This is a genomic window from Streptomyces dryopteridis, assembly GCF_049606955.1.
Lineage (GTDB): Bacteria > Actinomycetota > Actinomycetes > Streptomycetales > Streptomycetaceae > Streptomyces.
Genome location: NZ_CP187114.1, coordinates 954,836 through 979,662, shown reverse-complemented (window position 1 = coordinate 979,662; position 24,827 = coordinate 954,836). Strand labels below are relative to the sequence as shown.

Sequence of the window (24,827 nt, the reverse complement as noted above, 5' to 3'; positions counted from 1 at the left end):
CGAGCCGCACGAGTGGCATGGGGCGGACGAGACGCCGGACGGGTATCGGGCGGGTTACGGGACCGGGCACCGGGCGGATTACCGGACCGGGATCCGTCGGCCCCGTCGATCTCGCCGATCCCGTCGGTCCGGCTGATCCCGTCGGTCCCACCCGCCCCACTCACACCCCTCGGCCCGGAGGATCCGTAGGCCGTAAGCCCGTTCGCCCTTCTCGGTGTCCTGGGCGAGGGCGGCACGGGGCGGGTGTATCTCGGGCGGTCCCGGGCCGGGCGCAGGGGCGCGATCGAGGTGGTGCGGCCGAGTCGAGTGCGGACCCGGTCTTTCGGGTGCGCTTCGCCCGCGAGGTCGACGCGGCGCGACGGGTCGGACGGTTCCACACCGTGGCCGTCGTGACCGCCGATCCCGCCGCGACCCGCCCCTGGGACGCGAGCGACCACGTGCCCGCCCCCGACCTCGGCCGGCTCATCGCCGAACGCTGCCCCCTGAACGAGCGTGAGCTGCGGATCCCCGCGGCCCACCTCGCCGCGACCCCGGCCGACGTGCACGCGCTGGGCCTCGCCCACCGGGACCTGAAGCCGTCCAACGTCCTCATGCCCGCCGACCGACGGCCCCCGCGTCATCGACTTCGGCCTCGCCAAGGCCCTCGAACACGGCGGGACCTCGCTCACGCACACCGGCACCGTGCTCGGCACGGCCGGGTTCACGGCCCCCGAACAGGCCCCGGGACGTGAGGCCGGAACCGCCGCCGCTTCGTTCGCCCTTGGCGCGGTCTTGGCGTACGCGGCCACCGCGCGCGCTCCGTTCGGGATCGGATCGGCGCCGGTGCCGTTCTACCGGGTGGTGCGCGAAGAGCCCGATTCGACGGGGGTGCCGCTCGCCCTCGTCCCGTTGTTGCGCTGGTGCCCGGCCGAGGACGCCGGGGCCCGGCCCGCGGCGGCCGACGTGCCCACCGCCCCCGACGGGGACCCGGCGGCCGGCGCGGGAGCGGCAGGGGGTGCGGGCGCGGGGACCACGGCGGGCACGGCGACGGCGGCGGACACGACGACCGCAGCGGACACGACGAGCACGGCGGAGACGGCTACCCGCGGCGGACGCGGCGACCGCGGCGGAAACCGCCCTCGCGCTCCCGGACACCGAGGTGGTCCGCTTCCGCCTGGAGAGCACGCACCCCGAGGGCGTGCTCCTGCTGTGCGGCGCGATCGCGATCGGGTTGTACCGGTCCTCGTCGGACGTCTCACTGTTCGGGCAGAGCGATCCGGGGCTCCTCGCGGGGATCGTCGTGCCCCCGCTCGCCATGGTGGGGGGCTCGACCTCCTTCTCACGCGGCGCCGCGGCTGCCTGGAACCGACCCCGGAGCTGATGCGGACGGTGGCGACACACGCCACGACCGTCCTGCGGGTGCCGGAGGGCAAGGCCGAGGTGTACGGGGTCGCTTGGCGCAGGACGGGTTCGGCGCGCGAGCGCGGACAGTGCAGCCCTACCGCGCCGCCGATCGCGGCCGGGCGGTTCGTCTTCGCCGACCGGACCGCCGCCCGGCCCTCCACCGGGCGGGCCGTTTGCACGAGGCCCCGACCGCCCACCCCGCCGCCCCCTACCGTCCGGAACCCGCCTTCCCGGACACCTTGGGACGGGAGGCCCCACCGGCCTGAGGGGTCAGGGTGCGGCCGTGACCAGCAGGGTGCGGGCCGTGACCGTCTCGTCGGCCGATCGGCAGCGGTGCGGCAGGTCCCCTTGGTGGTGTGCGCTCTGGCCGGCCCGCAGCAACAGGGGTTCCTCGCCCTCCACCTCCAGCCACACCGCGCCTTCGAGCACGTACACGAAGTCCTCGCCCGGGTGCCGGAACCAGCCGCGTTCGCCGAGCCCCGGCTCGAAGTGGTGCTCGTATGCCTCCATCAGCGAGCTGCGCCCGCCCGGGATCAGCACCCGGGCCGACTGGCCGGCGGTCTCGGTGACCCGGATCACCTGGGGGTCGGTCGCGTGCGCGATGGTGTCGCCGGCCGTGGACGGAGGGCGCAGGAAGGTGCCGGGCGTGACCCCGAGGGCCTCCGCGATCCGGTACACGGAGCTGAGGCTGGGCGTGGTCAGGCCGCGTTCCAACTGGCTCAGGAAGGGCTGGGAGAGTCCGGCGCGGGCGGCCAACGTCTGCATGGACACGCCGGCGCGGCGGCGGCAGGCGCGGATCGTTCGGCCGACCTCGATGGCCTCGGGGCTGGGTTCGGGTCGGGGCACGCCGGCCAACGTACCCCATGGGGCGCGGGGGACGTCGGGGTGGGCGGAGAGGGTTTCGCACGCCCGCAACAGCCCGTTCACACGGCCGGTTCGGGCGGTCGGTTCACACAGTCGGTTCGCGTGGCCCGTTCACGCGATCCGACGCGCAACTCCTCTCCGACCCGGGCTCCGCCCGAGTGCCCGCCCTGCCGCCCCGTCCCAATCCTGGGCTCTCGTCCTCGCCTCGTCCCCGTTCCGTGGCGGTCTCGCTCCGTCTGCTAGTTTCTACAGTGTTGTAGAAGTTGATGGGAGATGGAGACGGACATGGCCTTCTGGGACCGCATCAAGGATTCCGCGTCGACCTTCCAGACGCAGTTGGTGGCGAAGAAGAACGAGCTCACCTCGGGCGCTTTCCGGGACGCCTCGATGGCGATGTGCGCGCTGGTCGCAGCGGCCGACGGGACCGTGGACCCCTCCGAACGACGGCGTGTCGCGCAGCTCATCGCGAGCAACGAGGTGCTGCGCAACTTCGACGCGGCCGACCTCCAGCGCCGGTTCGACGAGAACCTCGACCGTCTCGTCGCCGACTTCGAGTTCGGCAAGGTCGTCGTGATGCAGGAGATCGGCAAGGCCCGCAAGAAGCCCGCCGAGGCCCGCGCCGTCGTGCAGATCGGCATCGTCATCGGCGGCGCCGACGGGGACTTCGACAAGACGGAGCAGGCGGTGGTCCGGGAGGCGTGCTTCGCGCTCGACCTGCCGCCGCACGAGTTCGACCTCTGACCCCTGACCCCTGACCTCTGACCTGTGACGTCCTGTCCCGCGCGGGCGACGGCTCGCGCCGGCGTGGCACAGGCGACGGGCAGTTTTCCGGTTCCGGGATCCGGCCGGGCCGGTCCGGGTGGTCGGTGCAGCCCTCGGCGCCGCGCGTGCAGAGCGGCAGCTCCGGACGGATCGGATTCAGCGGCGCCTCCCGCGCGCGCAGCCGCCCCACGCGATCGAGGTCGGCCGGGAACCCGCGCGCCGACGAGATCGGGTCGGCACCGGCCGGGCCGGCCTCTCGTCCCGGGCCAGGTCCGCGTCCCCGTCCGGGGCGTGGTCCTCGCGGGTGGGCTGCGGGTTCGCGATGAATGTCGCCGGCCACGGTTCGCGCAGCACGGCGAACGGGGTCGGGCGGGCGTCGGTGTGGACCATGTGCAGGTAGAGGGGCGCAGGGAGGCGTGGGCGGCCTCGTTGCCGAGTTCGGCGAGTGCCGGCGGTGGCGCACGGCGGATCGGGGCCGTCGTCTCGCCCTCGTCGATGCCGTTGGCGTCGCCCCGGGCGCGATCCGCGCCCCGACCCGTTCCGGGCCGATCTCCCGGGCCACGGCTCGCATCACCGTGACGGTGAGCCGGACCCGGTTGTCGACCGTCCCGCCCCTCGCGTCGGTGCGCAAGTCGGTGTCGGGGAAGGGGAACCGGTGCAATGGGCGGCGGCCGTCGGCCGCGTGCACCTCCAGGCCCGCGAAGTCCGTGCCCACCGCGTTGCGATCCGGGGTCGCTCGGCGATCGTGCGCGTGGTCTCCTCCCGCGTCGGCTCCCGGGGGGGCTATGTCGTCGACGGGTCCGCCTGCCCCGGGGTGTCGACCACGTTTGGGTAGCGCATGGTGGACGGGCCGCCGGAGGTCTCGGGGTGTCCGATTCGGCCACTGCGCTGGCTCTGCACGAAGGCCCGTCCGCCGTTTGCCGTGATTGGGCCCGGACCCTTGCCGTGGGCGTGGGCGTGGGCGTGGGTGATGAGGGCGGGTGTGGTCGCCTCGACCACGCCGACCACGACGAGCCCCGCGCCGTCCGCGTGCTGCGCACAGTGCCGGGCCGTCGGCTCGCCCGTGACGCCGCCGCCGCCTTCGGCTTCGGCGCCGTCGGCATCGGCATCGGCATCGGCGTCCGCCCGGGTGCGGGTCGGTGGGGCCGTCGGCAGCCGGTGGACGCGGTCCGGGGAGGCCGGCCGGGTGGGTGCGAAGAGGGTTGATTCGCGGGGCGGATCGGCGGGAGGTGCCGTATCGGCCTGCTGTGTCATGTCGGCCGGTGCCGGGGTTCCCTGGCCCGATCGTCCCTGTCGAACCGGCGTGAAACCATCAGGTCGGCAGGGTGTCGAGGCCCGTCACAGGAAGTTGTTGGGCCAGATCATGGTCCGCCACATGTGCGCCACGGGGGACCCGTCGAAACCGAGGCCCTGGGCGGGCTGCCGGAAGCCGCGCCCCACCACGTCCTCGAACTCCTCGAACTTGATCTCGTCCTCCTGGTCGAACGCGTAGGTGTCGTTGATCGTGACCATCCGGGCCGACATGTACCAGCGGTGTCGGCGGGCCTCCTCGTAGGCGCGGCGGGTGTGTCGCGGGGGCACGTACTCGCTGCCGAAGAAGCCGGCGTATGCCTGGGGGTAGCCGTAGCCGACGGATTCGTCGGGGAAGAACCGCAGCACCTCGTGCTGCCGGATCGCCCAGGCCACCTCCTCGTCCACGTACGGGGCCACCAACTGCGCGCCCCAGTGGCCGTGTTGGCTGCGGATCAGGCCCGCGACGGAGATGTCGTGGAGCAGGCAGGCCAGGATCACGGCGTCCCCCATGCCCTGCTCTCGGGCGCGCTGCGCGCTGTGCAGCATGTGCTGGGAGGAGTACGGGTCGAGGGCGAGCCGCAGCCGGAAGTAGTCGGCGAGGGTGGGCTCGTCGGGCATCGGCGGAAGAGTCCGATTGTCACCCATCATGAACACCTGGTCCGGTCGCAGCTCCAGGATCGGGGCGTCCCCGGAGCGGTGTCGATCGGTGCCGAGGGTCGCCGCCGCGGGTGGGCAGATCACCCGCTCGTACTCGTGCTGACCGTGCGTCAAGGCCGTCGCCGCCTTTCGTCCTCAGCGCCCGGACGGACCGCCGGACGCGCCCCGATCCCAGCAGAGACCCGCCCGTCCGGGCCGCCGGAGTCCCCCGAGCGGTCGAGCGCACGGCGGAGCGCACACGATGCGCCGCGCGGCGCGCGCACTCCCCGTGCCCTTCCCGTGCCCCTCCCCGCGCCGGCGTGCGGGACCGATCGGATCCGGCCGGCGTGCGCCCGCGTGCGTGAACGCAAAGACCGCAAGTACCCGTGATCGTTACCAGCGGCTCTCTTGTCCCCTTCGAGGGCGAGGGCGCAAGGTGCGATCCCATGGAACGACAGCAGTGGAAGAGAATCCTCCTCGGCTCGGCCGGGAACCTCGTCGAGTGGTTCGACTGGTTCGTCTACGCGAGCTTCGCCGTCTACTTCGCCGGCGCCTTCTTCCCCCAAGGCGACCCCACGGCCCAGCTCATGAACACCGCCGGCATCTTCGCCGTCGGCTTCTTCATGCGCCCGGTCGGCGGCTGGCTTCTCGGCCGGGTCGCCGACCGGCGCGGCCGCAAGACGGCCCTGACCCTCTCGGTCACCCTGATGTCGGCCTCCGCCCTGCTCATCGCCGTCGCCCCCACCCACGCCGTGGCCGGCTACGGCGGCGCGGCCGTCCTCCTCGTCGCCCGCCTCCTCCAAGGGCTGTCGGTCGGCGGCGAGTACGCGGCCGGCGCCACCTACCTCACCGAGGTCTCCGACCCGCGCCGCCGGGGCTTCGCCTCCAGCTTCCAGTACGTGTCGATGACGGCCGGCCAGATCCTCGGTCTGGGCCTGTTGATCCTCCTCCAGCTCACCCTCTCCGAGGCCGACCTGCACGCCTGGGGCTGGCGGATCCCGTTCGCGCTCGGCGCGCTTGGCGCGGCCGTCGTCTTCTGGCTGCGCCGCTCCATGACCGAGACCGCCGTGTACGAGGAGTCCGCCGACACCGCCCCGGCCGCCGCCGGCGAGGCCAAGGGCACCCTGAAGGCGCTGTGGGCGTACAAGCGGGAGGCGTTCCTCGTCATCGCCCTCACCATGGGCGGCACGGTCGCCTACTACACGTACACCTCGTACCTCACCCGCTACCTGTCGAACAGCGCCGGCCTGGACAAACAGACCGCGACCCTCGTCTCCTTCTGCGCCCTGATCGTCTTCGCCGCGATCCAGCCCTTGGCCGGCCACCTCTCGGACCGGATCGGGCGGCGACCGCTGCTGATCGGTTTCGCCGTCGGTTCCACCCTGCTGACGGTGCCGTTGATGGCCCTGCTGCGGCACGCCGGATCCTTCTGGCCGGCGCTCGCACTGACCCTGATCGCCCTGTTCGTCGTCACCGGCTACACCTCGATCAACGCGTGCGTGAAGGCCGAACTGTTCCCGACCGGGATCCGGGCCCTCGGCGTCGCCCTGCCGTACGCGATCGCCAACGCGCTGTTCGGCGGGACCGCCGAGTACGTGGCCCTGTGGTTCAAGAACGCGGGCGTCGAGGCGGGCTACTCCTGGTACGTCGCGGGCTGCGCGGCCGTCTCGCTGGTCGTGTACGTCGGCATGCGCGAGACCCGCGATCTCGACCTCAACCGGCCGGGCGGTGACACCGACCGGGACGGGTCGGGCAGGCCCGGCAGGTCCGGCAGGTCGGGGGACGAACCCGCCGCCGTACCCACCGGCACCCGCTGAACCACGCGCGACCGGCCCCGGCTTCGGCCCGTTCCCGTCAGGACGCGGGTGCAGTCGGGGCCGGGGCCGGTGACGGTGCGAAGGGGCCGCCCGGGGCGAAGGCGTGTGCGGCGAAGCGCTCGCCCATGCGCAGGTGCGCGGCCGGCGTCGGGTGCAGCCCGTCCGGCAGCGGGAACTCCTCGTGATCGGCCTCGCCGAACAACTCCCGCCCGTCGAGCAGCCACAGGTACGGGTCCTCCGCCGCCCGACGCGCCACGATCCGCGCCAACTCGGCCCGGATCACCCCGAGGCTCAGCTTCCCGCTCGCGACCTCGGCCCGGTCGCCGCCCGCCACGAACCGCACCCGGCCCTCGGCCATCGCCGCGAAGTCCGGCAGGCTCGGCCCCGGCACCTCCTCGTGCATCGGGCACAGCACCGGGGTGACGACGAGCAGCGGCGTCGTCGGACGGCCCTCGCGGATCGTGTCGAGGAAGCCCTCGACCGCCGGCCCGAAGGCCCGCGCCCGCATCAGGTCCGCGTTGACCACGTTAATCCCGATCTTGACGCTGATCAGGTCCGCCGGGGTGTCCCGCAGGGCCCGCGCCGTGAACGGGTCGAGCAGCGCCCCGCCGCCGAAGCCCAGGTTAACCAGCTCCACCCCGCCGCGCGCCGCCGCGACCGCCGGCCAGGTGCCGGTCGGCCGGTCGGCGTTCGAACCGTGGCTGATCGAACTGCCGTGGTGCGCCCAGACCCGACGCCCGTCCGTCGGGGTCGGGGTGACGGGGGCGTCGGCGCGCAGGGCCACCAGGTGGGTGGTCTCGTCGTGCGGCAGCCACAGTTCGAGGTCCTTGGGGCCGGCGGGCAGGCCCGCGAACCGCAGGGTGCGCACGGGTCCGGGCCGGGTCTCGGTCGTGCCCCGGCCCATGTCGATCACGAGGGCGTCGCCGTCCGGCACCCCGCCGGAGTCGATCACCCGCCCGTCCAGGACCAGCTCGTACACCCCGTCCGGGCGCGGCGGGGCGCCGACGTAGACCCGCTTGCCCGCGACCACGTCGAGTTCGAGGACGCGGGCGGTGGTGCGCAGGGCGAGTCGGACGCCCGAGGGCTGGGCCTCGGCCATCGCGAGCTGCCCGTCCGTGCAGCGGGCGCGGGCCGCGGCCGGCAGTCGGTGCGGCAGCAGGCCGCGCGGGGTGCGCTCCAACTCGGCCGCGCCGCGCACGAGTTCGGGGGTGAGGGGGACCTCGGTGAGGGGAGGGAGGGGCATGGCGGTGCGCTCGTCTCGTGTCGTGTCGTGTCGCTTGGCGTCGCGGGGGCGTGGGGGTGTGGGGGTGTCTCAGTCCGGGGTGGTCTCGGGCCAGGTGCGCAGCAGGTGGTCGAGGGCGGTGAGGATCGCCTGCCAACTCTCCTCGCCGGAGGGTGCGCTGTGCGCGAACCCGCCGGCGGCCTCCAGGGTGACGAACCCGTTGAAGAAGGCGCCGAGGAGTCGGACCGCGTGCGTCTCGTCCGGTTCGCCGAGGCCGTAGGCCCGCAGCAGGGCCCGGCTCATCCGGGAGTGCCGAACCCCGGCGCTCGCCGCCGCGACCTCCGGCGGCAGCGGGTGGCGGGCGGCGGTGAAGCAGCCGGGCCGGCGGCGGGCGTAGGTGCGGTACGCCTCGGCGAACGCGACCAGGGCGTCCCGCCCGGCCCGCCCGGCCACCGCCTCGGCGGCCTCGTCGGCCAGCTCCTCCAGGGCGGCGAGGGCGACGCGGACCTTGAGGTCCTCGGAGTTGCGGACGTGCGCGTACAGGCTCGCGGGTTTCACCCCGAAGCGCCGGGCGAGGGCGGACAGGGTCACGTGCTCGAACCCGATCTCGTCGGCCATCTCGCCCGCGGCCCGCACGAGCCGCTCAGGGGTCAACCCCACCCGCACCACGAATCCCGCTCCTCACACCTGGACCTGTTTCCTTCGACCAGTATGCGTTTGCCTACACCCTTTAGGCAAACGGGGTGGGGCGGGGGTACGGCGGGTGGCGTGGCGGTCCGGTACCGCGCGGATCGCGGTGACGTGGTCCGGCAGGGGCCGAAGCGGGCGAGGGCGCTCAGGTGCTAGCGCGGGTCGAGCGGCGGGGCCCGCTCCCGCCATCCGGGTTCCGGCGGCAGCGCCTCGCCGTACGCGGCGGAGAACGCCTCCGGGATCCCGCCCGTGCAGCGTTCGACGCGCGCGGGGGCGCCGGTGCCGGGACCGTTTCGGGGCGTTGTCGGTGGTGGGTGGGAACCTGGGGCGCATGAACGCTGACGACGAACGCCTGTTGCGCGGCAGGGTCTACGGACGCGACCACGACGATCCCGACCCCGGTCCGAGACCGGGCCGCCGCTATCTCGAACTGGTCGGCGGGCCGTTGGACGGGCTGCTGCTCGACGTCACCGACCGTCCGGCGGGCACCGCGCCCGCCGAGGTCGGGCTCCGCACGGATCTGGGCCGCTTCGGCCCGGGCGGGCACAGCGTGTACACGGTCCGGCCGGGGGATCCGACCCGGCTGGACTGGACGGCCGACGGCCGCTGACCCCGAAGCCGGGGCCGGCGCCGGCTCCAGGGCCGGCTCCAGAGTCGCGGTCGGGCGCGATGCCGTGGGGTGTCACGCGTGGCGCGTGCCCCACGCGAGGGGCGTGGGGCACGCGCGAGAGCCGGGCGCCGGTCGGCGCGGGCGGGTCAGGAGGGGCAGGTCAGGCCGGTCCGGGCGGTGGTGACGGCGGACTCCAGGCCGGCGGTGTGCGGGCTGAGCTGCCGCAGGGCGTCCGTGCCGGTGGTGTCGCCGGGGAGGTCCTTGTACGCCTTGACCAGCGCGTCGGCGGCCTTCTTGACGGCGTCCTTCTTGGCCGTGTCCCAGGTCGCCGTGGACTCCGCGACGTTCTTCCAGCTGTCCTGGACGTCCTTGTACGCCTCCTTGACCTGGTCCTTCGTGGCGCTCGCCGGGTTCAGCGCGCGCAACGCCGCCGAGTCCGAACCGAGTTCGCTCAGGTCCGTGCACAACTCGGCCGCGGCCGAGGACGGGTCGTCGCTCGGGTCCGCGAAGGCCGCGGACGTGCCGCCCGCCGTCAGGATCAGTCCGGCGGCCGCCACGGCGGCCACCCTCGCACAGCGCCTCATGAGATGCCCTTCTTCGGGAGTACTCGGGAGTTCCCCACCCCGCCCATCCCCTTGGGCCTCCTCCACGCTGGCACACCCCGCGAACCCCCGCAAACGACCCGGAGGGGTGGTACCCGCGCCGGCCCACGGGGGCGTGCGCGGGGCGCGTTGGCCTGTTCCCGCAGGTCACGGACGGGGCAGGGTCAGCCTTCCTGGCCGGTCGCGGCGAGTACGATCTCGCGGATCGTGACGTTCGCGGGCTGCCCGTACGCGTACGCGACGGCCTCGGCCACCACCCGCGGATCGAGGGCGCCGCCCGCCGACTTCTTCCACTCCTCGTACCCGGCCTTGATGCCCTCGTCGGTGGTGTGCGACAGCAGTTCCGTCTCCGTCGCCCCCGGCGCGATCGTCACCACGCGCACACCGGCGCCGGCCACCTCCTCGCGCAGGTTCTCCGAGAGGGCGTGCACCGCGAACTTCGTGCCCACGTACGCCACGTGGTCGGGGAAGGTCTTGCGGCCGGCGATGGAGCTGATGTTGACGATGGTGCCGCCGCCGCGCTCCACCATGCCCGGCAGCACGGCCTTGATCCCGTACAGGACGCCCTTCACGTTGAGGTCGATCATCCGGTCCCACTCGGCCGGGTCCTGGTCCACGACCCGCCCCAGGAGCATCGCGCCCGCGTTGTTGACCAGGCAGTCCACCGGCCCGAACCGGTCCTCGCCGGCGCGCACGGCCGCCGTGAACGCGTCGCGGTCGGTCACGTCCACGGCGCGGCACAGCGCGTCGGGCAGGTCCAGGGCGGTCAGGCGGTCCTCGCGGCGGCCGAGCAGCAGCAGCGGGTGCCCGCGCCCGGACAGCACGCGGGCGGTCTCGGCACCGATGCCGGAGCCCGCACCGGTGACGACGACGAGGGGCTTGCTCATGGGTGGGTCCTTTCGGTCGCTCGCGCACGGCGGGCGCCGGCCGGGCGCCGCCGGGTTACAGCAGAACACCGCCGGCGAGCGCGCGCCCCCGGAGCGGTGCGCCCGTGGCGAGCGCCGGCGGAGGTGGGGCGAGGGACGCGGACGAGGGGCGCGGACGAGGGGATGCGGGGGAGGGGTGCGACGAGGGGGAAAACGGGTTGACGCGATACCGGGCGGTCGGTCGAATGACTCCTCGTGACCACGTCCGAGCAGCCGCGCCCGACCGTCCCCGCACCCCTCCCCGACCTCGACCCCGCCCCCGTTCCCGTCCCCGCGCCCGCCGCGCCGGACCGCGGATCCGGGCTGCCGGACGGCCCCGCAGAGGAGCGCGTGCGCGAGCTGGTGGCCGCCGCCCTCCCGGCCTGGGCCGGGCTGCCGGTGCGCCGACTGCGTTCCGACGGCACCGTCAACGCCGTGTACCGGCTCGGCGACGCCCTCTCCATCCGGATCCCGTTCACGGTGGAGGGCACCTCGGACGTGGCACGGGACGAACTGCTGCTGCCGCGCCTGGCGCCCCTGCTGCCGGTGCCCGTGCCGGAGCCCTTGGCCGTCGTCGCGCCCTCGGCGGAACACCCCGCCACGTGGGGCGTCTACCGCTGGCGCGAGGGGGTCCATCCCGTCGCGGGCGCGTTGGAGCGGCCCGAGGACCTGGCGCGTGACCTGGCGGGATTCGTCGCCGCGATGCGCGCCGTGACCCCCGTCGACGGGCCCCGCGCGCACCGGGGCGGGCCCTTGGCGGACCAGGACGCGGAGGTGCGGGAGGCGCTGGCCGCGCTCGCCGGGCTGCCCGAGGAGAACGTGGACGTCGAACTCCTGACGGAGGTGTGGGAGGACGGATTGGAGGCGGCGGCCGGGGGTTTCGCGCCGGTGTGGCTGCACGCCGACCTGATGCCGGGGAACCTGCTGGTGTCGGAGGACGGCCGGCTGACCTCCGTGATCGACTTCGGGTGCGCGGGCGTCGGCGATCCGGCCTGCGACCTGTTCCCCGCGTGGAACCTGCTGCCGGCGTCCGCGCGCGGCGTGTTCCGGGGCGCGCTCGGCGTGGACGGGGCGACGTGGCGGCGCGGTCGGGCCCGGACCCTGGCGCAGGCGGCGGTCGCGTTGCCCTGGTACCGGGGGCGCAACCGGGGGATGTCGGAGAACGCGCGGCACGTGCTGCGCGAGGTGACGCGGGAGTGGCGCGCGGCCCGCTGAACCCCCGACCGGCTCCCGTCGGCCCCGGTCGGGGGTGAGCGGGTGCGTCAGGCGGTGCGGCGGCAGTCGGAGCCGGGGTCGGCCGCGTCCTCGTCCTTCCCGCCCGGGCCGGTGTGCGCGGGCCCGCCGAGTTCCGGGGTGAGACGCAGGTCCAGGGTCAGTCCGTTCGCTCCCGCGTGCGCCCCCGCCATCTCGACCCCGGCGGGCAGGTCCGTGAGGTCGGTGGTGTGCGGGGCCAGGCGGGCGGCGAGGTCGCCGACGCCGGGCAGGTCGCGCAGCGCGGAGACGGCGGACACGGACAGGGTCCGGCCCAGCACCGTGACCTGTTCCGGGGTCACGGTGACGGCGTGCGGGGCGGTGCTCACGGCCGCCGTCACCGTGACCGGCAGCCCCAGGGCGCCCGTGGTCCCCGTCAGAGTCAGGCGTTCGCCGTCACCGCCCAGGCGCATCCCCCGGGCCTCCGGCGGCAGCCGGTCGGCGAGGGCCGCGTAGCCGACCGTGGCGCGTCCCGTGCCGCCGCTCGTGCGCCCGTCGGAGGTGACCCCGCGCAGGGTCGCGTCCACGTCCACCGGCGTTCCGCCCCGGCGCACGCCCTCCGCGCGCACCCGGACCTCGCCGAGGTCCCCGGTCAGGGCCCGCAGCCCGGCGGCCCGCCCGAGGTCGACCGTGACCCGTCGGGCGTCGAGCCGGCAGTCGGCGGCCGCCGTGACCCGTTCCTCGATCCGATCCCCGACCAGGGTGTCCACCACCACCGCCGTGCCCGCGAGGAGCACCAGGGCGCAGCCGCCCGCCACCGCCGCGCGCCGACCGCGCGGGAGCCTCATCGGCCCTCCCCGGCCAGCGTGCCGAGCATCTCGAAGGCGCGCGGCAGGAGCACGCCCGGCTCGGGTTCCACGCCGGCCTCGCGCCGGGCGCGCAGGGTGCGCAGGACGGCGCGCGCCGCCGACAGCGCGCAGTTGGCGATGAGCACGGCGCGCAGGTCGCGGTCGGGCTCGTCCGCCGGGAGCCGGTCGAGGACGAGGTCGCCGAGCCGCTCCTCGAACTCCTGGAACTGGCGCACCAGCGCCGCCCGCGCCAGGTCCCGGACCTCGCCGAGGGGGTGGGTGAGGGCGGTGAGGCTGCCGCCGGCGAAGTGGGCGGCGGCGTCGAGGAGGGCGGCGCAGGCCGCGTCGAGGGGGTGTTCGTCGGCGGGCCGGGCGAGGAAGGACTCCTCGATGCGGGCGTACAGCTCGCGCCCGTCGGGGAGGAGGAGGTCCTCCTTGGAGTCGAAGTAGCGGAAGAAGGTGCGTTCGGAGACCTCGGCCTCGGCGGCGATGTCACCGATGGTGGTGCCGGTGAATCCGCGCTCGGCGAAGAGGCGCGCGCCGGCCGCGCGCAGCGCGCGCCGGGTGGCGTCCTTCTTGCGTTCGCGCAGCCCGGGGGCGGGGTCGCTGGTCGTTGCCATGGGGATCACCCTCACCCCCGACTGTCACCGCTGTCAATTGACACCGCTGACAGCTTCGCCCGATTCTGTCATAGATGCCAATTGTCATGAGTGACAGTTTCGGCGCAGAATGTGGCGGCCACACCCCCGACCCCTCCCCGACACCCCCGACCCGCCCGCCCCCGGAGGTTCCCCATGCCCGCCCCGCAGCCCGTCCCCCCGCCGCCCGTCCCCCCGCCGCCCGCCCCCGTGCCGCCCGCCCCCGTGCCGCCCGCCTCCGCGCCGATCGGGGCTCCACCCCGTCCGCCCGGGGTCCTGCACCGGCTCGGCGCGCTCTGCGCCCGCCGCGCCGGCACCGTGGTCCTCGTCTGGCTGCTCGTGCTCCTCGCCGCCGGCGCGGGCCGAATCGCCCTCGGCGCCGACTACAGCGACGAGGTCTCCCTGCCCGGCGGCGACACCGCCGCCGGCGCCGCCCTCCTCGCCAGGTCCGCCCCCGAGCTCGCGGCCCCCGGCGGCACCGTCGTCCTGCACGCCCCGCGCGGCCGGCTCGACGCGCACGACCGGGACCGGGCCCTCGCCGAGACCCGCGACCGCCTCGCCGACCTCCCCCACGTCACCGCCGTCGCCCCCCTCCGGACCGCCGCCGACGGCGCCACCGGCCTCGTCGCCCTCTCCTTCGACCGGAGCACCCGGGCCCTGGGCCACGGCTACACCGCCGACCTCGACCGGGCCACCGCGCCCGCCCGCGCCGCCGGCCTGGAGGTCGGCTACGGCGGCGACCTCCAGGACGTGGTCCGCACCCCACCCGCCGGGCACACCGCCGAGGCCGTCGGCCTCGCCGCCGCCCTCCTCGTCCTCCTGCTCGCCTTCGGCAGCGTCCTCGGGGCCCTCCTGCCGCTGGTCACGGCCCTGATCGCGGTGGGCGTGGGCATGGGAGTCGTCGGCATCACCGCCGGGGTGATCACGCTCGCGACCTCCGCGCCCACCCTCGCCACGATGATCGGCCTCGGCGTCGGCGTGGACTACGCCCTCTTCCTCGTCACCCGCTTCCGCCAGGACCTCATCGACGGCCACGAGCCGCGCGAGGCCGTCGCCCGCACCGTCGGGACCGGTGGCAGGGCCGTGCTCGTGGCCGCCGTCACGGTCGCCGTCGCCCTGCTCGCCCTCTACGTCTCCGGCCTGACCCTGATCGGTCGCATCGGCCTCGCCGCCGCGCTGGCCCTGCTCGTGACGGCCGCGTCCGCCCTCACCCTCGTGCCCGCCGCGCTCGCGCTGGTCGGGCGTCGGGTGGACGGGGCGCGAGTGCGCCGCCGGCTGGTCGCCGAGAGCTCCGGCGACCACGACGGATGGCACCGGCACGCGGCCCGCGTCGCCCGCCGCCCGCTCGTCCACCTGCTCGCCGGCCTCGCCCTCCTCGCGGTGTGCGCCGTCCCCGTCCTCTCCCTGCGGCTCGGGCACGTCGACGCCGGCGCCGACCCGCTCGGCAGCCCCGGCCGCACCGCCCACGACCGGATCGCCGCCGCCCCCGGGCCCGGCTTCGGCCCCGGCGCCAACGGTCCCCTGACCGTGGTCGTCGACCTCGCCCACGCCCGCACCCCCACCGACCGCGTCGCCCACGACCTGGCCGCGGCCCTGGCCGGCGCGCCCCACGTGGCGCACGTCGCCCCGCCCACCACCACCCCCGACGGCCTCGCCCTCGTCACGACGGTGCTCCCCACCACCGGCCCCGCGGACGCCGCGACCGCTGCCCTCCGTGACACCCTGACCGAGCACACCCTGCCCGAGGCCCTCGCCGGCACCGGGGCCGTCGCCCACCTGACCGGCAGCACCGCCGGACAGCTCGAATTCCGCGACACCGTCACCGCCCGACTGCCCGTCCTCATCGGCGTCGTGCTCCTCGCCGCGTTCCTCCTCCTCACGGTCGTCTTCCGCAGCCTGGTGATACCGCTCAAGGCCGTCGCCCTCAACCTGCTGACCACGGCCGCCTCGTACGGGGTGCTCGTGGCCGTCTTCTCGTGGGGGTGGGGGAGCGGACTCCTCGGGCTCGACGGGCCGGTGCCGATCGAGTCGTGGGTGCCGATGATGATGTTCGCGATCGTCTTCGGGCTCTCCATGGACTACGAGATCTTCCTGCTGTCCCGGATCGCCGAGGCCCGGCACGCGGGCGCCGACACGGTCCGCGCCGTCAGCACCGGCCTGGCCCTGACCGGACGGGTCATCACGAGCGCGGCCGTCGTCATGACCGCCGTCTTCCTCGCCTTCACCACCTCCCCGACCCCGGTGGTGAAGATGCTCGCCCTGGGACTGGCGGTGAGCGTGGTCCTCGACGCGACCGTGGTGCGCCTCGTGCTCGTGCCGGCCTCGATGTTCCTGATGGGCCGCGCCAATTGGTGGCTGCCGGCCGGCCTGGCCCGCCGGCTCCCCCGCCTCGACCTGTGACCGGGGCAGGGCGTGCGGGAACGTTCATGCGGTGAATCCGTGCGGCCGGTCGGGTGAACACCCGTGTCCCCGGCCGGCCGCGAGCCCACCGGATGGACTACACAACAGGTCCCGTGACCCCACGTCCCGTTTCCCGCGCGCTCCGGCGCACGGCACCGCTCACGGCCCTGATGGTGCTCGCGGCCGGCCTCCTCGGCTGTGCGCCGGCGGCCGGACCGGCCGGACCGAGCGGCCCGGACCCGGTCGACGCGACCATCCGCGCCGCCACCGTCCGCCTCACCGACGCCTGCCTGCGCGAACGCGGCCTCACCCCACCCGTCGCCCGCCCCTCCGCCGCCGCCGCCGCCCCGCCCGAGGACGCGCGGGTCACCTGGGCCCTGTTCGGCGCCGGACCCGCCGAACTCTCCCTCACCCTGGCCGGCGGACAGACCGTCCGCGCCCACACCGACGGCTGCCTGGCGGGCGCCCAACGCCGGCTCTACGGCGACGAGGCCGCCTGGTTCCGAGCCTCGGTCGTCGTCAACAACCTCGACGCGCAGGCCGTGACCGGGACCGGCCGGGACCCGGCCGCGGCACACGCCGAGGCCGTCGCCCGCCACCGGCCCGAGATCGAGGCCCACGCCGCGCTGCGCGCCCGCGCGTACCGCGAGGCCCGAGACCTGCTGTCGACCCCGTCGGCCGCCGTCGGCCCCTCCTGACCACCCGCCGCCCGTCCATCCTCCTCTCTCCTTCCCGCCGCAGAAAGGCCCCCACCGTGAAGCGCGTCACCAGCCTCCTGACCGCCGTCGTCCTCTCCCTGGGCACGATCCTCACCGGCACCACCTCCGCCGAGGCCGCCGACTGCCGCAGCGGCGCCTTCTGCGTCTGGAGCGACGCGAACTTCAACGGCATGAAGATCGAGCACCTGGGCGACGACCACTGGTGGGAGGGCGACATGTTCAAGGCGGACTCCTCCTGGGCCAACCACGGGATCTCCGGCCCGGGGGTCAAGGACCACGTCAAGGTGTACGAGGGCCGCAAGTTGCTGGGCCGGGTCACCCTGTGCCTGGCCCCCGGTCAGGAGGTCGGCTACCTCGCGGGCGCCAACGACCAAGGCGGCTCGCACACCTGGACCGCCCGCTGCTGACCGGCTCGCGAAGCCCGCGCCCGCGCGCGGCTGACGGGCAGCTTATATACCAACCCATTGCCAAACGGTCATGAAACGGGCGAAACCCTCGATCTCTTCCTCGGCTCTTCCCAGGCGGCCGGCATCTCCCGGCCGCCGCGCAGAGACGAGAAGAGAACGACGATGACCGCACACCCCCCGCACGTCCGACCGGCCACGCCCCGCCGTCGCGCCGTCCTGGCCGCCGGCCTCGCGTTCGTCGTCGGCGGCGCCCTGTCCGCCTGCGGCGGTGGGGGGACGACGGGGGACGGGGCCGAGGCCCCCGGCGGCTCCGACGCCAAGGCGGCCGCCGCCCCCGCCTCCCCGCCCCCGCCCGCCAAGATCACGACCGGTCCGGTGCTGGACTTCGACCTGACCCCCGGGGCCGGCAAGACGGTCGGGGTGGGCCACCCCGTCTCGCTCCTCTTCGACCACCCCGTCAAGAACAAGGCGGCCGTCGAGAAGGCGCTCAAGGTGACCACCGACAACGGCACCGAGGGCTCCTGGGGTTGGCTGACCACCGTGCCCGGCGGCGCGGACCGCCTGGACTGGCGCCCCAAGGAGTACTGGAAGCCCGGCACCAAGGTCACCGTGAAGGGCGACCTCACCATCGTCGACCCCGGCGACGGGCACTTCACCCGCACCGTGGACCGCACCTTCACCATCGGCCGCGACCAACGCCTCGTCGCCGACCTCGACACCCACACCCTGACCGTCACCCGCGACGGCAAACAACTGAAGGAGTTCCCGATGACGGGCGGCGAACCCGTCAGCGGTCGGGCCTCGCGGCCGGGGGTGTTCGCCCTCGAAACCCGGGAGGAGACGGTCCGTATGACCTCTGCCTCCGTGGGCGGCCCGAAGCAGTACGACAAGACCGTGCACTGGGCCATGCGCTTCACCGACACCGGCGGCTACGTGCACGCCGCGCCCTGGGCCTCGGCCGACTTCGGCGTCCGCAACGGTACCGCCGGCTGCGTGGGCATGGCCGACGAGAACGCCAAGTGGCTCTTCGACAACAGCCTCCTGGGAGACCTCCTCACCGTGAAGGGCGCGGAGGCCACCACCCCCCTCGGCGGCCCCGGCAACGGCCTCGCCGACTGGAACCTGACGTGGGAACAGTGGCAGACCAAGAGCGCCCTCCACACCTGAGCACCCCCGGACCGTGACCGTGCCGGACGCCGGAGCGCGAGCCAGGGCCGTGGCCGGGCGCGGGCTCCGGATCGAGCGCGCGCACGGCGACGGCCAGGCATTCGGGGTCCTGCTCGCGGGTCGCCGGCGCCCGCAGGGCCGGAACCACTTCGGGGCTCTGCCCCGGGCCGATCGCGCCGAGCAGGCAGGCGGTGCGCAGGCGGACGGTGACGCGGTGGTGGCGGAGGGCCGGCAGCATCTCGGAACTCCGGCCGTGGGAGTCGTGGGGCTCGGGGAACGGGGTGCGGGCGTGGGGGTGGTGCTCACGGGGGTCTCCTGAGGTGGCGACGGGTGTGTTCCCGCATCGTGCGGCGCGGATCCGGGGCGGGACAAGGGTCCGGTCGTGGGCGCACGGCCGGGGGCCGGCCGGATCGTGCACCGCGAGAGGGTGATGACCCAGAGTGATCAAGGGTGGGCAGGTTCCGTACGGTGGGTGAGGTTGACCGGAAAGCCTGTCGCTCGAACGAGTGAGCGCTTTCGTGGAATGCGGAGAGGAGGCCCGGGAGTTCTGGATGAACGACCACCACGAGAAGGGGGAATCCCGTGTCACTGTTCGTGCCGCGTTTCGACGAGACCGTCGTCATTCGTGAGGCCGGTGCCGAGGTCATCGGGGAGGGAGGCTCGGCCGTCATGCGTCTCCTCGCCGACAGCGATGCCACGGGCGGGGCGCTGTCCGGCATGCGCATCACGCTCGGTGAGGGGGCCGACGGGGCCCGCCCCCACCACCACGACAATTCGGCGGAGATGTTCTACGTCCTCGACGGCACGGCGCTGTTGCTCTCCGGCGACGACGTGGTCGCCGCCGAGCGGGGCGACCTGGTCGTCGTGCCCCCGGGCACTCGCCACGCCTTCGCGGCCGCCCCCGGGGAGCGGGCGGACCTGCTCGTCGTCATCACCCCGGGCGTCGAGCGCTTCGACTACTTCCGCCACCTCGACCGCGTCCGCAAGGGCGAACTGCCGCCCGAGAGCCTCCTGGAGGTCCAGCAACGCTACGACAACCACTTCGCCGCCCACCCCGCCTGGGACGAGGCCCGCCAGCGCCCCAGACCGCGCCCCTGACCACACCGTTCCCGCGACACCGCGCTCCCGGCGGTCCGCGCCGACGCGGTCAGCTCCGGTGCATCCGCTCGTGCAGGGCACGTACCGGCTCGACGAACTCCGGGACCGGTCCGCGCACCGACACCCCGGGCGCGATCTCGCCGATCGGCGGGCACACCACCGGACCGGCCGGCACCCCCCACTCCGCGAGCCACGCGCCCAACTGCTCGGAGGACACGGCGAACACGATCGGCCCCAGCCCCACCCAGCCGTGGGCCGCCGCGCACATCGGGCAGTGCTCGCCCGTCGTGTACACCGTCGCCCCCGACCGTTCCTCGGGGGTCAGGCGCGCCACGGCCCACAGGGCGAGCGCGAGTTCGGGGTGCCGGGTGTGGTCACCGTCACCGACGTGGTTGCGTTCCTCCCGCAGCACCCGTCCCTCGGCCGAGACCAGGATCGATCCGAAGGGCTGGTCCCCGGCCGCCAGGGCCTCCGCCGCCAACTCCACACAGCGCGCCAGATGCCGCGCGTCCACCTCGTTCGTCATCCGACGAGGATGCCGGGCCGTGCGGGCGGTGTCGAACCGGGGCCGGGCGGACGCGGCGGGGCCCCGGCCGGTGAACCGGTCCGGGGCCCCGCGCTCCGCGCCGCCCCGGTGCTCACCGGCGGGGCGCGGCCGTGCTCAGAAGGTCAGGCTCCATCCGGCGAGGGTGCCGGTGGATCCCGCCGAATCGTCGTTGACGCCCAGCTTCCACGTGCCCGACGCGGGGGCCGCGCCGGCGTCGACGGTGTACACGCGGCGGAGTGTGCCCCCGCCCTCCGTGGCCGAGTCCGGTTTCACCGAGCGGATCACGCCGGTCGGGTCGACCAGGTAGATCTCCACGTCGCCGAGGTACTGGTGGGTGAGGTCCACGTACACCCGCAGCGCGTTCGGCGCCTTCCCCGGAATCCCCTCGACCGTGACCGGCGAGGTGAGGTTGCCGCCGTCCGGGATCGCCCGGTCGACCTGAGTCTCGTAGGAGGGGAAGGTCAGGGTCCAGCCCTTCAGGGTGCCGACGGCGCCCTCCGATCCGTCCTGCACGCGCAGCTTCCACGTCCCGTTCGCCGTGAGGGCCGAGGCGTTGACGGTGAAGAACTCGGGGAGCGGGTCGTCCGTCGCGGACGCCGACCGCAGCGGCAGGGCGGAGCCGTCGGGGGCGAGCAGGTCGAGCCGCAGGTCGCCGCTCCACTCGTGCGTCAGGTCCACCGCGACCCGCAGGGCCCCGGCCGCCTTGCCCGGCACACCGCTCACGGGGATCTCCGACAGCAGGCTGCCGCCGTCCGGGATCGGCGCGGAAGCCGGGTTCCGGAAGGGCGTGGGCAGGGTCAGGGACCAGCTCCGCAGCGTGCCCACGGCGTTCGCGTACCGGTCCTCGACCACCAGCGTCCACGTCCCGACGGCCGGGGACCCGGTCACGTCGACCGTGTACACGGGCGGCAGCGGCGCGTTGTCCGGCCCGTTGCCCTTGAGCGGGTACATCCTGCCGTCGGGTCCCCGCAGGTCGACGCGGACCTCGCCGCGCCATTCGTGCGCGAGGTCGACCCGCACCTGGACGGTCTTGGGCGCGTTGCCGGGGAAGTCGGTGACGACGATCGGCGAGCGGACCGTCCCGGGGTTGGGGATCGGGAACGCGGTCGGGTTGACGACGGTGCTCGACAGCGGCTTGGGCTCCGGGGCCGGCGGCGGGGTGGGCTGCGTGCCCTTCACGGCGCGGGCCACGTCGATCCGCGGGACGCTCACGCCCGCCTCGGTGACGACGCGCCCGGTGGTCTTCAGCAGGGCCTGGAGCGCGGCGATGTCCTTGTCGGGGTGGGCCTGGCGCAGTACGGCGAAGGCCCCGGCCACGTGCGGGGTGGCCATGGAGGTGCCGCTCTTGGCCTGGAACCCGCCGCCGCGCACGGAGGAGACGATGTCGTCACCGGGCGCGAACACGTCGAGGAGCGGGCCGTGGTTGGAGTACGCGGACACCTCGTCCTCCACGGTCACGGAGCCCACCGCGACGGCGGTCGAGACGCAGGCGGGGGAGTTCACCATGCTCGGGTACCGGTTGTTGCCGGCCGCCACCACGGTGACGGCCCCGGCCGCGAGGAGGGAGTCGATGGCGGGCTTGCGCGCGTCGGTGTCGCAGGCGACCTCGTGCGCGCCGCCGCCGAGGCTGAGGTTGGCGGCGATCACCGGGGTGCCGGCCCGGCGCATCTCGGCCAGCCGTTCCAGGGCGGCGATCTGCGCGCTGGTGAAGCTGCGCACGCACGGGGTGTTCTCCGCCCCGCACCACTTGACCGAGTCGAACCTGCTGAAGATCTGCACGGCGATCAGGTCCGCGCCCGGGGCGACGCCCGAGGCCGGGGCGCCGGCGATCCCGGCGCCGTTGCCCGCGGCGATGCCCGCCACGTGCGTGCCGTGGTCGCACTCGGCGATCCCGACGCAGGGCCCGCGCTCGGAATCCGCGGTCCCGGGGCCTTCCTGGCGGGGGGAGCCGTCCGGGCAGAGGCTGGAGGCGCCGTAGGCGGCGTCCACCGGCGAGAAGCACGCCTCGGCGATGATCCGGCCCTTGAAGAAGGGGTGCGCGGTGGCGACTCCGGTGTCCAGGACGGCGATCGCGCTGCCCTTGCCGGTCACCCCGGCCTTGATGGGCTGGTTGCCGCCGATCTGCGGGACGCTCACGTCGAGGGAGGGCGCGACCGGCACGTCCTCCGTCACGCTGACCACACCGGCCTGCGTGGAGAGCTTGGCCAGACCGCCCTTGTCCACCTTGAGAGTGACGACCGGCAGCTTGGAGAACTCCTGCACCGTGGTGCCGGCCGTGGCCGCGGCGGCCAGGCCGCCCCGGTTCTGCGTCACCACGTTGACGCGGACGGTGTCACCGCCCGCGGTCCGGTCGAACAACGGCGGGTCGACGGGACCGCCCTGAGGGGCGGCGGCGGGGGCCTGGACGGGGTTCGTGGCGGGGAGGGCGGGCGCGGAGGTCGTGGCCCGGGCCGGCGACATGCCCAGCGTCAGGGTGGCCGCGGTCGCGACCAGGACCGTCCATATCGGTCTTTTCATGTCACCTCGAAGGGGGAGCGGGCACACGGGGCCCGAGGAACGGCGAAGGGAAGAAGGGGAGTTGACTCAGCCGGTGTGCGCGGACCGGCGGGAGTGCACGGTGTGGGCGAGGGCGGCGGCCGCCGCCGTGCCGAGCGCCAACAGCGCCGCGGCCAGCGGCGGGGAGACCGCGAGCGGCGGCGAGGGCGCGAATCCGCCGACGAATTCCATGTGCGGGTGCGCGAGGACCATCAGCAGGTTGCGCGGGTCGAAGGGGCCCAGGACGGGGACGAGGAAGAACGCTGCGAGGAAGGCCGGGATCACGATCAGCGGCCGGCCCACGACCAGCGCCACCGACATCCCCAGCAGGGCGAAGAACAGGCCCGAGCCGATCAGCGCCGCCAGTACGGGCAGCGGCGCCGTCACGGACAGGTCCTCGGGCACGGCGAGCGCCGAGGTGTCGATGCCGCCGTCGGCGGCCAGGGAGAGCGCGGTGCTGATCACCAGGGTGACGGCGCACGCGGCGACGCCGACGGCCGTGACCGTCACGGCCAGGGCGCCCGCCATGGAGGCGAACAGGCGGCGGGGGCCCTCGCGCACCGTGCGCAACCGCAGCGTCCCGTGCCGCCGGTCCCGGGTGGCCGCGATCACCCCGTAGGTGAAGAAGACCAGCGGCCCCACGACGAAGGTCAGCACCTGGAGCAGGCTCACCGCGCCCTGGACCGGGTGCAGGTTCGCGACGGTCGCCGAGGCGAACTCCCAGGTCGCGCGCAGCGGGGCGTCGGCCGGGTCGCCGCCGCCGATCGCGCGGTCGAAGGTGTAGCCGCCCTCCCGCCGCAGGTAGGCGAACTCCTCGGCCAGGGCGGTGACGGCGCTGCGGGCGCTGAGCCAGGCACCGACGGCGAAGACGGCGGCGACGGCGGTGAGCGCGGCGAGCGAGTGGAGGAGGTGCAGGGAGGCCCACTGGTAGCGGAGGTCAGTGCGCAGGCTCCGCACGAGTGGCGAGGTAGGCGTCTTCGAGTCGGTCACCCTCGGCATGGTCGTGGTCAAGGCGTCGCAACCCGTTCTCGGAAACGGCGAACACGTCGTCCGCCACTCGGTCGTAGAAGTCGAACTGGTGCCCGGCGGCGACCACCGTGGCACCGCTCCCGGCCAGCCGCCCGATCGCCTCCCGCAGCCAGGCGAGGCTGTCGTAGTCGAGGCCGTTGGCCAGTTCGTCGAGGAACACGTAGGAGGGGCGGGCCAGGAGCAGCGCCGCGATGTACACCTTCTTGCGCTGCCCGTAGGAGAGGGCGCGCGCGGGCTTGACGAGCACCGCCCGGTCGAGCGCGCCGCCCGCGACCTCGCGGACCTCCGCCCACGAGACCCGGCGGCCCAGCATCAGGCCCAGGTTCTTCAGACCGGACAGGTGCGGGTACAGGGCGCAGTCGTCGAACACCGGGAAGACCTCGTCGCGCACGCGCGCCAGCGGGCGGCCGTCGAATTCCACGGTGCCGGAATACGGTGTCAGGCCGGCCAGGCACGTGAACAACGTGGTTTTCCCGATCCCGTTGGGGCCCAGGAGATAGGCGACCCGACCCGGAAGGAAATCGGCGGACACATTCTCCAGGACCGTGTGCCCGCCATGGGATTTGGTGAGCGATCTGATGGTGATCATCGAAGCCGTTTCATCGGGGCCGTTTCGGCGAGGGCATTTCACGGGGGCGCCGCACGGGGGCCGCCGCACGGGGGCCGCCGCGCGGCGGGCCGGGGCGTTCGAGGAGGGACGTCCCGGGGCCCGCCGCGCGGAATCAGGCGATCAGGACCTCAGCCGCTCCACTTCCAGGCGCCGTTCTTGGAGCCGCTGAAGTAGTGGGTGTAGTCCTTCTCGTAGATGGTCGCCGCGCCCCACGGTGTGTTCACGCCCGCGCCGATGGTGTTCGAGGCCCGCCATTTGTGGGTGGAGGTGGAGGCGTAGTAGCGCTTGATGCTGCCGTTCTTGGCGATGTTCGGGAAGATGTAGCCCTTCTTCTGCCAGCCGGAGGACGAGGTGACCCGGCTGCCGTTGAAACCGAAGTACACGGTGTCGTGCGTCCACATCAGGACGCTGCCGCGCTTGGCCGTGGCCGACCGGTACTTGGTCGCGTAGGACGGCGTGGACACGTCGTCCGTGCCGTCCGGCGGGTTGACCTCCTCCACGTCGATCCCGACCTCGGCGGCCTGCGCCTGCGTGAGGTCGGCCTCCTCCGAGGTGGGCGCGTCGGTCAGCGCGGACAGCTGGTCGGGGGAGAGGTCCGCCGGGTCGACGGGCACCCCGTCCTCGCTGACGGCGATGGGTTCCTCGGTCGCCGAGGCGACCGCCGCGGGTGCCATGACGGCCAGCACCACGCCGCAGGCGATGGCCATGGTCTTGACGTGCTTGCGCACCTTGTCTCCGTTCGTGAATCGCGATCCGCCCGCCGCCCGTCCTGGGCGACGTGAAAGGGGGCCGCTCCCCGGAGGTATTCGAAGGAAGGGTTCGTTTCTCCCCCCGAAGTCCTGTCGGTGAAAAGG

General features: G+C 74.3%; 27 protein-coding genes. 12 read left to right on the top strand and 15 right to left on the bottom strand.

Translation table 11 applies throughout. The features are described 5' to 3' along the window. Positions 1-389 precede the first annotated feature (389 nt). Positions 390-731, top strand: coding sequence for a hypothetical protein (locus ACN20G_RS30905; RefSeq protein WP_424216544.1), 342 nt, complete (start codon positions 390-392; stop codon positions 729-731). Between the two features lie 407 nt (positions 732-1,138). Continuing rightward, positions 1,139-1,360 (top strand): hypothetical protein, encoded by a 222-nt coding sequence (locus ACN20G_RS30900; RefSeq protein WP_424216543.1) that lies wholly within the window; start codon positions 1,139-1,141, stop codon positions 1,358-1,360. A 293-nt stretch (positions 1,361-1,653) separates the two neighbouring features. On the opposite strand, the gene ACN20G_RS30895 is transcribed toward ACN20G_RS30900, so the two are convergent. Next, positions 1,654-2,229, bottom strand: coding sequence for a helix-turn-helix domain-containing protein (locus ACN20G_RS30895; RefSeq protein WP_424216542.1), 576 nt, complete (start codon positions 2,227-2,229; stop codon positions 1,654-1,656). Between the two features lie 303 nt (positions 2,230-2,532). On the opposite strand from ACN20G_RS30895, the gene ACN20G_RS30890 reads away from it, so the two are divergent. Beyond that, positions 2,533-2,988 (top strand): tellurite resistance TerB family protein, encoded by a 456-nt coding sequence (locus ACN20G_RS30890; protein WP_424216541.1) that lies wholly within the window; start codon positions 2,533-2,535, stop codon positions 2,986-2,988. Here the strand turns inward: ACN20G_RS30890 and ACN20G_RS30885 are convergent. The 3 genes from ACN20G_RS30885 to ACN20G_RS30875 all read right to left on the bottom strand — a co-directional run bounded on the left by ACN20G_RS30885 (position 2,888) and on the right by ACN20G_RS30875 (position 5,073). Then, entirely contained in the window at positions 2,888-3,724 is an 837-nt protein-coding gene (locus ACN20G_RS30885; RefSeq protein WP_424216540.1) for a hypothetical protein, read from the bottom strand. The two genes, ACN20G_RS30890 and ACN20G_RS30885, sit on opposite strands and share 101 nt — an antisense overlap. A 68-nt stretch (positions 3,725-3,792) precedes the next feature. Continuing rightward, entirely contained in the window at positions 3,793-4,263 is a 471-nt protein-coding gene (locus tag ACN20G_RS30880; RefSeq protein ID WP_424216539.1) for a hypothetical protein, read from the bottom strand. Positions 4,264-4,347: 84 nt separating this feature from the next. Then, positions 4,348-5,073 carry a hypothetical protein gene (locus ACN20G_RS30875; protein WP_424216538.1) on the bottom strand — a complete coding sequence of 242 codons (726 nt, stop codon included), beginning with the start codon at positions 5,071-5,073 and terminating at the stop codon, positions 4,348-4,350. 311 nt (positions 5,074-5,384) lie between these two features. On the opposite strand from ACN20G_RS30875, the gene ACN20G_RS30870 reads away from it, so the two are divergent. Beyond that, a complete protein-coding gene (locus ACN20G_RS30870; protein ID WP_424216537.1) occupies positions 5,385-6,755 on the top strand; it encodes an MFS transporter in 1,371 nt (456 codons plus the stop codon). A 37-nt stretch (positions 6,756-6,792) separates the two neighbouring features. Here ACN20G_RS30870 and ACN20G_RS30865 read toward each other — a convergent pair whose 3' ends face one another. Both ACN20G_RS30865 and ACN20G_RS30860 read right to left on the bottom strand, forming a co-directional pair. Next, entirely contained in the window at positions 6,793-7,998 is a 1,206-nt protein-coding gene (locus tag ACN20G_RS30865; RefSeq protein WP_424216536.1) for a GDSL-type esterase/lipase family protein, read from the bottom strand. Between the two features lie 69 nt (positions 7,999-8,067). After that, positions 8,068-8,646 carry a TetR/AcrR family transcriptional regulator gene (locus ACN20G_RS30860; protein ID WP_424216535.1) on the bottom strand — a complete coding sequence of 193 codons (579 nt, stop codon included), beginning with the start codon at positions 8,644-8,646 and terminating at the stop codon, positions 8,068-8,070. A gap of 352 nt (positions 8,647-8,998) precedes the next feature. On the opposite strand from ACN20G_RS30860, the gene ACN20G_RS30855 reads away from it, so the two are divergent. Next, positions 8,999-9,277: a hypothetical protein gene (locus ACN20G_RS30855; protein ID WP_424216534.1), complete on the top strand. Its 279-nt coding sequence runs from the start codon at positions 8,999-9,001 to the stop codon at positions 9,275-9,277. 146 nt (positions 9,278-9,423) lie between these two features. Here the strand turns inward: ACN20G_RS30855 and ACN20G_RS30850 are convergent, their stop codons facing one another. Beyond that, a complete protein-coding gene (locus ACN20G_RS30850; RefSeq protein WP_424216533.1) occupies positions 9,424-9,861 on the bottom strand; it encodes a hypothetical protein in 438 nt (145 codons plus the stop codon). Between the two features lie 182 nt (positions 9,862-10,043). Next, a complete protein-coding gene (locus ACN20G_RS30845) occupies positions 10,044-10,766 on the bottom strand; it encodes an SDR family oxidoreductase (protein ID WP_424216532.1) in 723 nt (240 codons plus the stop codon). A gap of 342 nt (positions 10,767-11,108) precedes the next feature. On the opposite strand from ACN20G_RS30845, the gene ACN20G_RS30840 reads away from it, so the two are divergent. Further along, entirely contained in the window at positions 11,109-11,999 is an 891-nt protein-coding gene (locus ACN20G_RS30840) for an aminoglycoside phosphotransferase family protein (protein WP_424217397.1), read from the top strand. A gap of 47 nt (positions 12,000-12,046) precedes the next feature. Here ACN20G_RS30840 and ACN20G_RS30835 read toward each other — a convergent pair whose 3' ends face one another. Then, positions 12,047-12,823 (bottom strand): hypothetical protein, encoded by a 777-nt coding sequence (locus ACN20G_RS30835; RefSeq protein WP_424216531.1) that lies wholly within the window; start codon positions 12,821-12,823, stop codon positions 12,047-12,049. Next, entirely contained in the window at positions 12,820-13,443 is a 624-nt protein-coding gene (locus ACN20G_RS30830) for a TetR/AcrR family transcriptional regulator (RefSeq protein ID WP_424216530.1), read from the bottom strand. Before ACN20G_RS30830 ends, ACN20G_RS30835 begins: the two co-directional genes overlap by 4 nt. Before the next feature lie 174 nt (positions 13,444-13,617). Between ACN20G_RS30830 and ACN20G_RS30825 the strand changes: the two genes are divergently transcribed. From ACN20G_RS30825 to ACN20G_RS30800, 6 genes are all read left to right on the top strand, one after another. Then, entirely contained in the window at positions 13,618-15,861 is a 2,244-nt protein-coding gene (locus ACN20G_RS30825) for an MMPL family transporter (RefSeq protein ID WP_424216529.1), read from the top strand. A 113-nt stretch (positions 15,862-15,974) separates the two neighbouring features. Continuing rightward, the gene (locus ACN20G_RS30820) at positions 15,975-16,559 is read left to right on the top strand and encodes a hypothetical protein (RefSeq protein WP_424216528.1); all 585 of its coding nucleotides are present in this window, start codon (positions 15,975-15,977) and stop codon (positions 16,557-16,559) included. Positions 16,560-16,615: 56 nt separating this feature from the next. Then, a complete protein-coding gene (locus ACN20G_RS30815; RefSeq protein WP_424216527.1) occupies positions 16,616-16,987 on the top strand; it encodes a peptidase inhibitor family I36 protein in 372 nt (123 codons plus the stop codon). Between the two features lie 162 nt (positions 16,988-17,149). Continuing rightward, positions 17,150-18,154, top strand: a complete 1,005-nt coding sequence (locus ACN20G_RS30810) for a L,D-transpeptidase (RefSeq protein ID WP_424216526.1) — start codon at positions 17,150-17,152, stop codon at positions 18,152-18,154. A gap of 13 nt (positions 18,155-18,167) precedes the next feature. Next, positions 18,168-18,473: a hypothetical protein gene (locus tag ACN20G_RS30805; RefSeq protein ID WP_424216525.1), complete on the top strand. Its 306-nt coding sequence runs from the start codon at positions 18,168-18,170 to the stop codon at positions 18,471-18,473. Between the two features lie 263 nt (positions 18,474-18,736). Then, a complete protein-coding gene (locus ACN20G_RS30800; protein WP_424216524.1) occupies positions 18,737-19,252 on the top strand; it encodes a cupin domain-containing protein in 516 nt (171 codons plus the stop codon). A 49-nt stretch (positions 19,253-19,301) separates the two neighbouring features. Here ACN20G_RS30800 and ACN20G_RS30795 read toward each other — a convergent pair whose 3' ends face one another. The 5 genes from ACN20G_RS30795 to ACN20G_RS30775 form a co-directional block, all read right to left on the bottom strand. Beyond that, entirely contained in the window at positions 19,302-19,778 is a 477-nt protein-coding gene (locus tag ACN20G_RS30795) for a nucleoside deaminase (RefSeq protein WP_424216523.1), read from the bottom strand. 135 nt (positions 19,779-19,913) lie between these two features. Beyond that, positions 19,914-22,316 carry a proprotein convertase P-domain-containing protein gene (locus ACN20G_RS30790; protein WP_424216522.1) on the bottom strand — a complete coding sequence of 801 codons (2,403 nt, stop codon included), beginning with the start codon at positions 22,314-22,316 and terminating at the stop codon, positions 19,914-19,916. 66 nt (positions 22,317-22,382) lie between these two features. Beyond that, positions 22,383-23,324, bottom strand: a complete 942-nt coding sequence (locus ACN20G_RS30785) for a hypothetical protein (RefSeq protein ID WP_424216521.1) — start codon at positions 23,322-23,324, stop codon at positions 22,383-22,385. After that, on the bottom strand, positions 23,272-23,952 hold the full coding sequence (locus ACN20G_RS30780; RefSeq protein WP_424216520.1) for an ATP-binding cassette domain-containing protein: 681 nt from the start codon (positions 23,950-23,952) through the stop codon (positions 23,272-23,274). Before ACN20G_RS30780 ends, ACN20G_RS30785 begins: the two co-directional genes overlap by 53 nt. 149 nt (positions 23,953-24,101) lie before the next feature. Beyond that, positions 24,102-24,701, bottom strand: a complete 600-nt coding sequence (locus ACN20G_RS30775; protein WP_424216519.1) for a hypothetical protein — start codon at positions 24,699-24,701, stop codon at positions 24,102-24,104. Positions 24,702-24,827: the final 126 nt, after the last annotated feature.